Source organism: Paenibacillus sp. PAMC21692 (assembly GCF_014303795.1).
In the GTDB taxonomy this organism is placed as follows: domain Bacteria; phylum Bacillota; class Bacilli; order Paenibacillales; family Paenibacillaceae; genus Pristimantibacillus; species Pristimantibacillus agaridevorans.
The window spans coordinates 6,166,327-6,179,564 of the sequence record NZ_CP060293.1 but is presented as its reverse complement, the minus strand read 5'-3'; the positions used below and the strand labels follow the sequence as shown (position 1 = coordinate 6,179,564).

The window sequence follows — 13,238 nt, the reverse complement described above, 5'->3', positions numbered from 1 at the left end:
GATTCGAGAGAGGTGTAGTGTATGGGATTGCTAGCATTCGCGAAAGAGCTAAAGACGAATAAATATATTTATTTAATGATTGCCCCCGTCCTGCTGTATTACGCGATTTTCCATTATGGTCCGATGTATGGCGCTATAATCGCGTTTAAGGATTTTACTCCCGCGGTAGGCATATGGGGGAGCCCCTGGAGCGGGTTTGGTCATTTCACCGATTTTTTTAATGGGATTTATTTTTGGCGAATTCTAAAGAATACGATCCTGATAAGCGTATACGAGCTTGTGTTTGGATTCCCTGCACCTATTCTTTTGGCACTGTTACTCAATGAATTGAGATCAGCTGTGTTTAAGCGTACCGTACAAACGATTACGTATATGCCGCATTTTATTTCGCTTGTCGTCATTTGTGGAATTCTGAAGGATTTTACAAGCTCAGGCGGCATTATCACATTAATGTATGAGTGGATTTCAGGCAGAAACCTCGGAGAGAGTCTTCTGCTGCAGCCGGAGATGTTCCGTACGATTTTTGTGTCATCCGGAATTTATCAGCAAATTGGCTGGGGGACGATTATTTACCTGGCAGCTTTGACGGGAATTGATATGGAGCAATATGAAGCTGCCAGAATGGATGGAGCCAATCGTTTCCGTCAGATGATTCACATTACACTCCCGGGTATCCTTCCTACGGTTGTCATCATGCTCATTTTAAATTTAGGTCAAATGCTCAGTGTCGGTTTTGAAAAAATCATTTTGCTCTATTCGCCGATCACCTACGAGACGGCCGACGTTATTTCTTCTTACGTGTATCGAATAGGCTTGCAAGATTTCAATTATAGCTTAAGCGCAGCAGTAGGGTTGTTTAATTCCGTCATTAATTTCATATTGGTTATTCTTGCTAATGCTATAAGCCGTAAGTTGAATGATACAAGTTTGTGGTGAGAGGAGGGGACATCATGGAGAAACGCACATTCAGCGGCACTCTTTTTGATTCGATCAATTATCTGGTATTGATAGGTTTGATGGTACTAACCATTTATCCAATCCTGTATGTATTTATGGCTTCGGTGAGCGAGCCTAGTGAAATTCTTTCCCATAGCGGCCTGTTATGGAAGCCTCTCGGTTTTACACTGCTTGCTTATCAGAAGGTGTTTGAAAATCCCATGATACTGACGGGATATATCAATACGATTACTTATGTTGTAGTCGGCCTCGGAATTAATTTGCTGTTAACTTCACTCGGAGCTTACGGGCTGTCCCGTCGCCAATTAAAGTACAGGAAGCAAATCACGTTGTTTATCATTTTTACGATGTTTTTCAGCGGTGGATTAATACCGTTCTACCTGGTTGTGAAGGGAATCGGTTTGAATAATACGTTATGGGCGCTTGTCCTTCCTGCCGCGGTCAGCACGTTTAATCTGATGATCATGAGGACCTCTTTCGAAGCGATCCCAGCCAGCCTGGAAGAATCCGCACGGATAGACGGAGCGAACGATGTAGTCATTCTGTTCCGTATTATTCTTCCGTTATCGCTTCCGGTAATTGCGGTCATGACGTTGTATTATGGCGTCAGCCATTGGAATTCTTGGTTTAATGCCATGATCTTTCTGGCTGATCGCTCGCAATATCCGCTACAGCTGATCTTGCGGGAGATTTTGATCCAGAATGATACGAGTGCAATGACGGCAGGTCTGGACGTCGGCCAAACCAATATTGTCGGCGAAACGATTAAATATGCAACGATTATGGTAGCGACGGTACCCATTCTTCTTGTATATCCGTTTCTTCAGAAATATTTTGTCAAAGGTGCGCTGGTTGGAGCTGTTAAGGGTTAGTAGTTACCAAACATAAATGATGAATAAACCACATGGAGGTTAGACGATACGATGAGTCAGAATAATAGCACAAAAGAAAAAGAACGGGATCAAGCGACAATTGTAAGAAGAGGTGTTCATAGCTACAGTAGAGCAGAGCAATGGGTAAAGCCCGAGAATCCGCTACTGCTCGAGCGCCTCGAGTGGTTCAAAGATCAGAAGCTGGGTCTCATGATGCACTGGGCGCCTTACTCGCAGCTTGGAGTCATATCTTCGTGGCCTCTTAGCGACGGGGATGCATCCTGGTCACGTGCTAATATTGATTGGGATGTCGACGCAGAAGAATTCAAGCAGCAATACTACGCATTGAATAAAACGTTTTATCCGGTTCGATTCCAACCCGAGTTATGGGCCGAACTGGCTGCGGAGAATGGATTTAAATATCTGAATTTTACGACAAAGCATCATGACGGCTTCTGCATGTGGGATACTCATACGACAGATTACAGCATTACGGGGCCGGATTGTCCATTCCATACCCATAAGTATGCCGATGTTTGCAAGCAGCTGTTCGATGCCTTCCGTGCGAAAGGCTTAGGAATCTCAACTTACTTCTCGAAGCCCGATTGGCACACGCCATACTACTGGGCGCCAGGTATGAAGAGCGGAACCGAGATGTCTCGAGCGGCTTCTTATCAAGCGGAGGATTACCCTGAGCTATGGGAGCAGTTCGTGCGGTTTACCCACGAGCAAATTATGGAGCTGATGACTCGCTACGGTCGCATTGATATGCTCTGGCTCGACGGGGGCTGGGTCAGGGAAAGCAGAGGCGAGGACATTAGACTGGGTGAAGTCGTGGAGAAAGCCCGAGAAATCCAACCTTGGCTCCTGACGGCAGACCGCGGCGTCGGCGGACCGTATGAGAACGTGATCACTCCCGAGCAGACGGTGCCGGATGTGGCTATGGATGTACCGTGGGAAAGCTGTATCACGATGGGTGCGGGTTGGTCTTACCGCTATGAAACCGAGCATGAATATAAATCCGTGCGGCAGTTGATTCATTTGCTTATCGAAGTTGTAGCGAAGGGCGGCAATTTGGCTCTCAACGTCGGCCCGCAGCCTGACGGAAGGCTGCCGAAAACCGCCATTTCCCGAATCAAGTCCATGGGCGAATGGTTGAAGGTTTATGGGGAAGCCATTTACGGAACGCGTATTTGCGAGCCCTATTCGGCGGAACATGGCTATTTTACGAGAAAAGGCGATACGATCTATGCTTTCTACTTGTATAAAGACGAGAGTGAGACTGTCGAAGAGGAAGTACTCCTTCAATTCACGCAAGACTTCGAGCGCATTGATCTGGTAGGCGGACAAGAAAATCTGGAATATCGCCGCACGGAAAATGGGATCATCGTTCGGCTCCCTGATTCTGATCGTTCTGCTCCAGCGCCGATCGCGCACGTATTCCGTATCAGTTAAGTTTGAGCACAAGAGGAGGAGATTCGCAATGAGAAACATACTGATTATTGTCTCCGATCAGCTTTCCTGGAAGGCGCTTCCTGTTTACGGCGGGATTGCAGAAACTCCGAATATTGACAGAATTGCGAATGGGGCCGTAGCCTTCGACCGATGCTACACTCCAGTTCCTTTATGTATGCCCGCACGAGCCTCTTTCTGGAGCGGAGTTTATCCCCATGAGACGGGCGTTTTGTCCAATATTAAAAAGTATGCTATTCCTGAAGATCTCCCAACGATAGGAGAGGTGTTCAATCAAGCGGGATATGATACGGTTCATTTTGGAAAAACCCATGCAGCCGGAGCATTAAAGGGCTTTTGGTGTGAAGAGGAGGGAGAGTCGGAGGTGGAAGGGACACTGGCATGGCCGGTGTCCAAAGATACCGAGAGAGATCGTTTTACGACGGAGAAAACCGTTGAATATTTAGAAAAAAATAAACATTCCGATAAGCCGTTCCTTATGATTGCAGATTTTGTGAACCCCCATGATATATGCTCCTGGACAGGTAAAAACAAAGGGCTGCATGATGATGTGGATCCAGGCAGTCCGTTGCCGCCTCTGCCGCCAAATTTCGAGTTTGATGATATCGAGAACAGACCGGATGCCGTCAAGTATATTTGTTGTTCACATACTCGTCAGGCTCAGACATCGGAGTGGAGCAGCGAAAGCTTCAGGCATTATCTGGCGGCCTACTACCACTATATTCATAGAGTGGATGCGGAAATCGGTTTAGTTTTGGACGCGCTTGAGAAATCAGGCAAGTATGAGGATACGCTTATTGTTTTTATGGCAGACCATGGAGACAGCATGGCATGTCATGGCAAGGTAACAAAGGATGTGGATTTTTACGAAGAAACGAACCGCGTACCGTTTATTTTCAATTTTCCCGAATACCGCAACCAGTCTTCACGTCAGGAACATGCTCTGACGAGCTTGCTGGATCTATTCCCGACCCTTTGTTCCTACGCTGGGATTGAACAGCCGGCAACGCTGCGCGGGGAAAATCTAATGCCGCTCATTACGGAGCAAGGTTTGCTTGACCGTGAATATATTATTGGTCAATGGTATTCAGAATGGGATTTATCTATAAGTCCCGGCAGGATGGTCCGGACAGAAGGCTATAAATATACGCATTATATCAACGACGGTGAGGAACTGTTTGATCTTGTATTGGATCCCTATGAAACGAAAAATGTAGCAAAGCATGCTGCATATGCCAAACAGATGGATAGACACCGCAAACTTCTGGAAGAGCATATCGAAAAGACAAAAGATAATTTTATGGAGTTGAACTGGAAAGAGTTGGAGGATGATTTGCGGTGGAGAAGTCATGAGGTTGGCTATAGGATGCATCGAGGACCGGCTGTAGGAGAAGTTGGTAAGGGATTGGTTAGGAGCTAGGAAGCTTCCGAAATCGCTAAGTCATTCGAAGGAGAGACAGACAAATGGGTGAACATCCGAAAGAAGAATGGGTGGACGAAGCATGGAGCAAGATGGTTGAAAAAATCGATCAAACGAGCCCGATCATAGGTGCTGGATTTCCGCATGTATCCAAGGAAGGCAAGTATGATTGTACGGATCCTAGTTTTTGGACCTCTGGCTTTTGGCCCGGACTTTTGTGGCTTGTTTACCGCGATACGGGCAATGAGGAGCTGAAACGGATTGCCGTGGCTTGCGAGAGCGCAATGGACGCATGTATCGACGAATTTACGAATCTTCACCACGATGTCGGCTTTATGTGGAGTCTGACCTCGGTTGCTAATTATAAGTTGACGGGGAGCGAGGAGTCAAGGCTGCGCGCATTGAAGGTGGCGGCATGGCTTGCAGGCCGGTTTAATGTCCGTGGCAACTTCATCCGCGCCTGGAACGGGGAGAGCAGAAGCGGATTGGCGATCATCGATTGTATGATGAACCTGAGCTTGCTGTACTGGGCTTCCGAAACGATTAACGATCCGCGATTTAAACATATAGCCATGGAGCACGCGGACACTGTGCTACGCGAGTTTATCCGCGAAGACGGCTCCGTCTATCACATCGTACAGTTCGATCCAGAGACCGGAGCGCGTGTTGGGGCATTGGGCGGTCAAGGATTTACTCCGGAATCCGCATGGGCGAGAGGCGCGTCATGGGCGCTGTACGGATTGGCGCTTTGCTACAAGTATACGAAAGAAGAGAAGTATTTGCAGGGCAGCGAGAAGGTAGCCCACTTCTTCCTGGCTAATTTGCCAGAAGATCTCGTTCCTTATTGGGATTTCCGTCTGACAACGCAAGAAGGCGCGCCAAGAGACTCCTCTGCCGCTTCGATCGCGGCAAGCGGTCTGCTGCTGCTCGCGGAGCTGCTGCCAGCGGAAGAAGGTCGATTATACGGAACGTCAGCGAGACGTATATTGAAATCGATGGTGGATCATTATGCAATCTGGGATTCCAGCGACGATGCTATTCTGCCTCATGGCACCGGGCACTGGCCTGCCGGTAAAAATATCGATGTCGGCTTGATCTACGGCGATTATTATTTCGTGGAGGCATTAGCGAAACTGCGCGGACAGACAGAGCTTTTCTGGTAGAAAAGCGAAAGTAAGCTCGAGGCTATTGAACAAGCACGCGATTCTATTCTATTTATTTGGAGGAAAGCATGGACAGCCAAGCATTAATAAGCCCTAATAATGGGAATAGCGATGGAAGACCTGTTACAGTCGTTATCGTGGGAGCCGGTCATCGGAGTCTGATATATGCGTCTTATGCAAAGAAGCACCCCGAGCATATGCAAATTGTCGGGGTCGTCGATCCGGATGGAGAGCGCAGAGCTCTAACCAAGGAGAAATTCGAATTACAGGATGAATGCTGTTTTGCCGATATAGAAGAGCTTATCGCTAAGCCAAAGCTCGCGGATGCCGTAATTAACGGTACGATGGATCATTTGCACGTCTCTACTACGATTCCGTTGCTCAGGGCTGGTTATGACATCATGCTGGAGAAGCCGATCGGCGTCAGCGCGGATGAAGTTTTGGAATTGTATCAAGAAGCGGAACGCCTGGGCAGGAAAGTCATGATTTGTCACGTGCTGCGCTATGCACCTTTCTACGAATCGATTCGTCAAACAATTGCAGATGGCGTCATTGGCGATATTGTCAGTATAACGACAGAGGAGAACGTCACTTATCACCATATGGCTATGGCCTATGTCAGGGGGAAATGGGGACGTTTGGATAAAGGAGGCTCCTCCATGCTCATGGCAAAAAGCTGCCATGACCTGGACGTAATGGCTTGGATGAAAGGGGACATTCAGCCGGTAAAAGTAAGCAGCTTCGGAAGTTTGCTGCAGTTCCGACCTGAGAAAGCGCCTTTGGGGGCGGGCACGCGTTGCCTGGTCGACTGTTCAATTGAGGAGTCATGCCCTTATTCCGCACGGAAGCATTACATTGATCAGCGCTTGTGGGGTGCATATGTCACCTATAATACTCACTTAGGCGTTACATTGAGCGATGAGGAATTGGCGGAATTGCTGCGAACGGACAGCCCGTACGGTCGCTGCGTCTGGCATTGCGATAACGATGTGGTTGATCATCAGACGGTAATCGTAGAGTTTGCCGATGGCAGCACGGGAACGCATATTATGACAGGGGGCACCTCCAGGCGCGGCCGAACCATCCATATTATAGGGACGAAAGGCGAAATTCAAGGGGAAATGGAGGAAGGCGCCTATTTCGTCTGGCATCCCGATGCCCGTAAAGGCCATATCTATTCGGAGCAACGGATTGAAGTTGGGGTGACTGAGGATATGCATGGCGGAGGAGATTTACGTCTGGTCGCCGATTTCGTGAAAGTATTAAAGGGAGCCGCGCCTTCGATCTCCTCCACATCTCTGGAGAAGTCGCTTCATGGGCATTTGATCGGATTCGCAGCCGATCAGTCGCGACTGGAGCAAAGGACCGTTGAATTGCAGCGAGTATAAGGGGGAAGAAAGATGTTAAAGCCACCGAATGTACTGCTCATTATGACGGACCAGCAGCGTTGGGACACCCTGGGCTGCTATGGAAACAAAGCGATAGAAACCGCGAATTTGGATTGGCTTGCTTCGGAAGGAACAGTGTTCACAAGCGCATACTCGTCAACGCCTTCCTGCACGCCGGCAAGAGCTTCATTAATGACGGGGATGGATCCATGGAATACCGGAATTCTTGGGATGGGTCGAGGTCAAGGGCCGATGAAAGGTCTGGAGAATACGCTGCCGGAGCAATTGGCAAGGGCGGGTTACCACACTCAAGGCGTCGGTAAAATGCATTTTCACCCGCAGCGGTCATTATTCGGCTTCCATCATACCGTGTTGGACGAATCGGGAAGAGAGGACGAGCCAGGCTTTGTATCCGACTATCGAAGATGGTTTGAGCAAAACAAAACAGGCGATTATGGATTCACCGATCACGGTATCGATTGGAACTCATGGATGGCTCGGCCCTACCATGCTCCGGAATTTCTTCATCCGACCAACTGGACCGTCAATGAATCGATCCGTTTTATACAAAATCGGGATCCAGGCAAACCCTTCTTCTTGAAAATGTCGTTTGCGCGTCCGCATTCACCGTATGATGCCCCTGCCTTTTACTACGACATCTATGAGAAAAAGGATATCCCGAAGCCGCTTATCGGAGAATGGTCCGCTATGCATCATGTAGAGAAGGACGCTGCCAGTCCGGAAGCCTGGCGAGGCAAGCGGAGCGATGAGGAAATTCGTAGAGCGCGGATTGGCTATTATGGCAACATCCATCATATTGATTTGCAAATCGGCCGTCTGCTGATGTACTTGAAGAAAATCGGTCAGCTCGACCATACGCTTATCTTGTTCACCTCGGACCACGGCGATATGATGGGCGATCACCATCTGTGGCGTAAAACCTATGCCTATGAAGGATCGGCTCATATCCCGCTCATTGTAAAGCTGCCGAAAGCAATGGGGGGCGCCCTGGTCGAACGAAGCAATGCCCCTGTATGTTTGCAGGACATTATGCCGACCATTCTCGATGTGGCAAGGGTCCCCGTTCCCGATTCCGTGGATGGGCGGAGCCTGCTGCCGCTTATCCGGGGAAAGTCTACCTCTTGGCGGGAGTTCGTGCATGGGGAGCATTGCACTTGCTATTCGGAGCTGCAGGAGATGCAATATTTGACAGACGGTCGATGGAAATACATCTGGTTTCCTCGACTAGGCACAGAGCAGCTGTTCGATATGGCCTCAGATCCTGGCGAATGTATGGATTTGGCCAATAACGAAGCTTATTTAACCGGGCTGAATCGCTGGCGAGACAAGCTGGTTGCGGTGTTGGCCGAACGGAATGCGGGTTTAACGGACAATGGCGCACTCGTCTGTCAGGCGGGCAAACCGCCGATTGTTTCACCGAAGTACGAAGGGATGTGTATAAGGTGAATAAGAAGGAAAAGCCCAATATATTACTCCTAACAACGGACACCCAACGTTGCGACACGCTTCGATGCATGGGTTCGACATTTGCCATTTCACCTCATCTGGATCGGTTGGCAAGCGAGGGGGTGTTGTTTAACAATGCGCATACAGCTTCTCCGGTCTGCTCTCCGGCACGCAGCAGCCTGATGACGGGTCTTCATACGCCGATTCACGGCTGTATCGAGAACGGGATCGATCGGAAAAGCGGACATTCAACCTTTCCCGATCTATTGCGAGAACAAGGATACGTAAACATCATGGTCGGCAAAACACACTTCGGCGAGCAGCCGGCTTCATTCGATATTGTACGCGAAGTCAAAGGTGAAAAGTCCGCGGCCTCGCTTTCAGGTCTAGGATCCATTCCGGATCATCTGCATTTAGACGCTTATTTGATCGATACCGCCATCGAGGAAATGGAAGCCTGCCGACAAGCGGGAGAGGGTCCGTTCTTTACGTTCTGCTCGCTGCTGAGTCCTCATTCGCCATTGGACCCTCCAGGTGATTGGGCCACCTTGTTTGACGCCACGCCGCTGCCGCCAATCGATTACCAACCAGGCGATTTGGAGAATCTCCCTCTGCATGCACGAAGATTGCTTGGATTCATCGGCAAGGAGACCGAGCTTGAAGCCCGTCTGGCGACCCCGGAAGCGTTGCAAGAGATGGAGCAAAAACGAAGGCTGTATTACGGGATGACCGCATTCATTGACGCTCAAATCGGAAGATTGCTCGACTATTTAGATCAGACCGGCTTGAGAGAAAACACGCTTATCCTATTCACTTCCGATCACGGCACCCAGCTGTTCGATCACGGTTTTGACGATAAGCACAATTACTTGGATGCCACATGGCGCGTTCCGTTCATCATGAGTATGCCCGGAACGCTGCCAAGCGGAAAAGTGTGCGATTTTGCGATCTGGACAGACATTGCCGCGACCATTCTGGCAGCCGCAGGCACCTACTCCCGTTACGTGCAAGGTCTCGATTTGTTTACGCCGCTGATGCAAGGCTTGGATTCGCCCCGTCGGTGCGCCGTCGGAACACTGTATAAATCGGCAGCTATTGCGACGCGGCGCTGGAAGCTGGAATATTACGTCGAAGAACAAACCGGCAGGCTATACGACCGATTAAACGATTCCTCGGAGCGAAATAATCTATACGATGATCCGCAGTATGATCGCGTCAAGCAAGAGTTGCTTGTAGCGCTACTGACCTGGCGGGCCGACTTGATGGATTTACAGATGATGGAAGAATCTCAGCGAGGCGGCGGTCCCGTAGCGAAACGCATTAAACCGTATTCGCTGGCCAAGAGCGGAATGGAAGTTGAGATGAGACTCAGCCTTAAGGCTGAAGCTATAGATCTTGCGTCTTCAGTCAAGTAGTTATACAAATGGAGGTTTAACCGATGACCATTGGACTTGTTAAGCACTACAGGTTCCGCACTTATAACAAGGGGATGCTTCCCGTCCAAATTGTAACGCCCGATGACGGCTACTACATTCACAATTTCTTCGATGTGAAACCATGGAGCCCTTCCGGTCGATATTTAGCGGTACTTAAACTACCGTTCCAGGATAAATTACCGGGACCCGATGACGAGTCAACCGTCTGTATGATTGACTTACAGGAACAGTCGATCGTTGAGCTCTGCAAGACAACCGGTTGGGGGATTCAAGTCGGTGCGCATCTGTGCTGGGGAGGGAGCGATGATGAGCTTTTCTTCAACGATAAAGAGGCGGACCGCGTCTTTGCCTACAAACTGAATCCGCATACGGGAGAGAAGGTGCGAATAGCCGGATCCGTCTATCAGGCGTCAAAGGATGGCCGCTACATCTACAGTCCAAATCTTTCTGTTATCAATTATGCCCAGATGGGCTATGGCGCAACATTGGCACCCGAATACAGTTGTCCGCCCCCGATCGGCGCATCCGAAGAAGATGGACTGTGGAGAACCGATGTTGGAACCAATTGCAGAGAGCTAGTGTTCAGTTACAAGCAAGCGCTTGATCTTCTCCCGGATAAGAGGGATGTAGAAGGGGCACGATTTACCTTTTTCCATGTAAAGATCAATCCGCAGCAGACGCGGCTCATGCAGGTCGTTCGCTGCCTGTTTGATGATGAAAGAAGAGAGCTGCGCTTTATTATCACGATGAACATGGATGGGTCCGACGCCAAGCTGTCGTTACCATACGAGTTCTGGCTGGATGGATCTCATCATCCGGACTGGCATACGAACGGAAAAGAGATTCTGATGAATATTCAATTAAATAGGCTGCGCTTTTGCCTATTTGCGGAGGATGGACAATCTTTCAGACTGGCAGCTCCGTTTGCAACTGGCGGCGGTCATCCAAGCTTCTCGAATGATGGACGGTACATCCTGACGGACGCGTATACAACGGAAAAAGAGTTTGTGAATGAACGATTTGAAGTGCCCATTCGATTGATCGATACAATAGATGGATCAGAACGCCGATTAGTTGATATATGGACGCTTGGGGGTACAGAGATACATGGCAGTTTACGCTGCGATCCCCATCCCGTTTGGAGCGAAGACAACAAATACATATGCTTCAACGGCACGCCGGAAGGAAGAAGACAGGTCTTGATAGCCGAAGTGGGTCATCTATGACCATAGAAGATAGGAGCGGGCTACGAGCTGCGAACGAAAGGAGGAATGTCCTGTGGCTAACCAACCTCATATTGTGCTGATTACGACAGATCAGATGCGAGGAGATTTGATGGGGTGCGCGGGGAACACACTGATCCAGACGCCGCATATCGATTATTTGGCACGAAGCGGCGTACGATTCGATCAAGCTTACTCGTTGACGCCGGTGTGCATCCCGGCAAGGGCAACGATCATGACGGGACTGGAGGGTCATCGGCTTGGATTAACGACCTACAAGGAGGGGTATGCGCTTCCTACGACCAACACATTGCCTAAGTTGCTAAGCGATGCCGGCTATGAAACGAGAGTGGTAGGCAAAATGCACGTTTACCCGGAGCGATGTCATTATGGATTCGACAGCATGCTGCTCTGCGAGGAAGGCCGCATGCTGGGAGCAGGCGGGAAACAACGAGGGTATGATGATTACGAGCAATGGGTTGCCGATCAGGGGTACCCGGGACAGGCCTTTGGCCACGGCATTGCCAACAATGAATATGCCATGTCGCCTTGGCATCTGCCAGACAACTTGCATCCGACGGAATGGACTGCAGACAACAGCTGCAGAACGATCAAGCGGCGGGACTGGACCCGTCCGTTATTTCTGTGGGCTTCCTTTACGGCGCCTCACCCCCCTCTTACCCCATTAATGCGTGATCTATACCTCTATGAGAGGGACGAGATGCCGCAGCCTGTTCGGGGAGACTGGGTCGACAAACATACGCTTTATCACCAAAGAATGGTCGCCAGGCATCAAGGGAAGTCGAAGACACCGAAACAAATCGACAACGCCTATCGGGGATTCTATGCTTCGATCACGCAAGTAGACCGTGCGATCAACCGAATCATCGGTACCCTCCGGGAGGAGGGGATGCTCGAGAACACATGGTTTCTCTTCACATCGGATCATGGCGACAATATGGGGGATCATGGTCTATGGTTCAAAGCCAACTTCACGAGCGGAGCTTGCCAGATCCCGCTTATTGTAACACCGCCCGCCAAAATAGATGCGGAATCCATTCTGAAATCGGGATGGCTTCCGGGACAGGTGAATCATTCGCCGGTTGGCCTGCAAGATATTCTACCGACATGTCTTGCCATTGCGGGACTGCCTGTACCTGACGATCTGGATGGAACGAGCTTATTAGGAGCCGTACTCCAGCCCAAGACGGATCGTGTGCGAGAGACGGTGCTCGGCGAGTTCGGTCCTATTGGCAAACGTTCCCTCATGGTGACAGACGGCATTTGGAAGTATATTTGGTTCGAAGAAGAAAGCGAGGAATTGCTCTTTCATATCGAGGACGATCCGCAGGAGCTGCATGATCGATCTCGGGATCCGTTAGCGCCCATAGAGGAGTGGAGAAATCGGCTGGCGTTCAAGTTGGGGGCGCGGTTATCCGATCCGGCCGTCAATGATGGCGTTTTACGGCCCCGGCAGCTAGTGCCTGAGCTATCCGAGTTCGAACGCGCGCATCTCAATTCGCACAACAACCCTCGAGGTTTACACTGATAAACGAACTGCGACCATTATCCTCATGTTTGGGTAATGGTCGTTTTATCGTTGCTTTTTCGCTTTTATAAGTCAAGTTTACGTTTTAGCAGTATACGTAAAAGCCAAAATTATAGGATAATGAAAGCGCATCATTTAATTAGGAAGGGCTTATCGATAAAGATTTCGCCATATCCGGCATCTCCGGAGCTGCAGTCGGCGCACCTTGGGAGCTGTATTCTCTTATGCCGGGGAATCTAGCTTTCCTTTTATGATGTTGACAAGTAAAGCTGATTCATGGACAATTTCTC

Annotated in this window: 10 protein-coding genes; all 10 read left to right on the top strand. The window is 49.6% G+C overall.

What is annotated here, in order from left to right; translation table 11 throughout:
- Positions 1-21 precede the first annotated feature (21 nt).
- The 10 genes from H7F31_RS25270 to H7F31_RS25225 all read left to right on the top strand — a co-directional run bounded on the left by H7F31_RS25270 (position 22) and on the right by H7F31_RS25225 (position 12,948).
- Positions 22-936, top strand: coding sequence for an ABC transporter permease (locus tag H7F31_RS25270; RefSeq protein ID WP_108993368.1), 915 nt, complete (start codon positions 22-24; stop codon positions 934-936).
- Between the two features lie 14 nt (positions 937-950).
- Positions 951-1,829 carry a carbohydrate ABC transporter permease gene (locus H7F31_RS25265; protein ID WP_187101049.1) on the top strand — a complete coding sequence of 293 codons (879 nt, stop codon included), beginning with the start codon at positions 951-953 and terminating at the stop codon, positions 1,827-1,829.
- Between the two features lie 51 nt (positions 1,830-1,880).
- A complete protein-coding gene (locus tag H7F31_RS25260) occupies positions 1,881-3,284 on the top strand; it encodes an alpha-L-fucosidase (RefSeq protein WP_187101048.1) in 1,404 nt (467 codons plus the stop codon).
- 28 nt (positions 3,285-3,312) lie between these two features.
- Positions 3,313-4,722, top strand: coding sequence for a sulfatase family protein (locus tag H7F31_RS25255; RefSeq protein WP_187101047.1), 1,410 nt, complete (start codon positions 3,313-3,315; stop codon positions 4,720-4,722).
- Positions 4,723-4,766: 44 nt separating this feature from the next.
- Entirely contained in the window at positions 4,767-5,885 is a 1,119-nt protein-coding gene (locus tag H7F31_RS25250) for a glycoside hydrolase family 88 protein (RefSeq protein WP_187101046.1), read from the top strand.
- Between the two features lie 68 nt (positions 5,886-5,953).
- Positions 5,954-7,273, top strand: a complete 1,320-nt coding sequence (locus H7F31_RS25245) for a Gfo/Idh/MocA family protein (RefSeq protein WP_187101045.1) — start codon at positions 5,954-5,956, stop codon at positions 7,271-7,273.
- 12 nt (positions 7,274-7,285) lie between these two features.
- Entirely contained in the window at positions 7,286-8,740 is a 1,455-nt protein-coding gene (locus H7F31_RS25240; protein ID WP_187101044.1) for an arylsulfatase, read from the top strand.
- Entirely contained in the window at positions 8,737-10,155 is a 1,419-nt protein-coding gene (locus tag H7F31_RS25235; protein WP_187101043.1) for a sulfatase family protein, read from the top strand. Before H7F31_RS25240 ends, H7F31_RS25235 begins: the two co-directional genes overlap by 4 nt.
- A 23-nt stretch (positions 10,156-10,178) precedes the next feature.
- Positions 10,179-11,402 carry a TolB-like translocation protein gene (locus H7F31_RS25230; protein WP_187101042.1) on the top strand — a complete coding sequence of 408 codons (1,224 nt, stop codon included), beginning with the start codon at positions 10,179-10,181 and terminating at the stop codon, positions 11,400-11,402.
- Between the two features lie 52 nt (positions 11,403-11,454).
- Positions 11,455-12,948: a sulfatase-like hydrolase/transferase gene (locus H7F31_RS25225; RefSeq protein WP_187101041.1), complete on the top strand. Its 1,494-nt coding sequence runs from the start codon at positions 11,455-11,457 to the stop codon at positions 12,946-12,948.
- Positions 12,949-13,238: the final 290 nt, after the last annotated feature.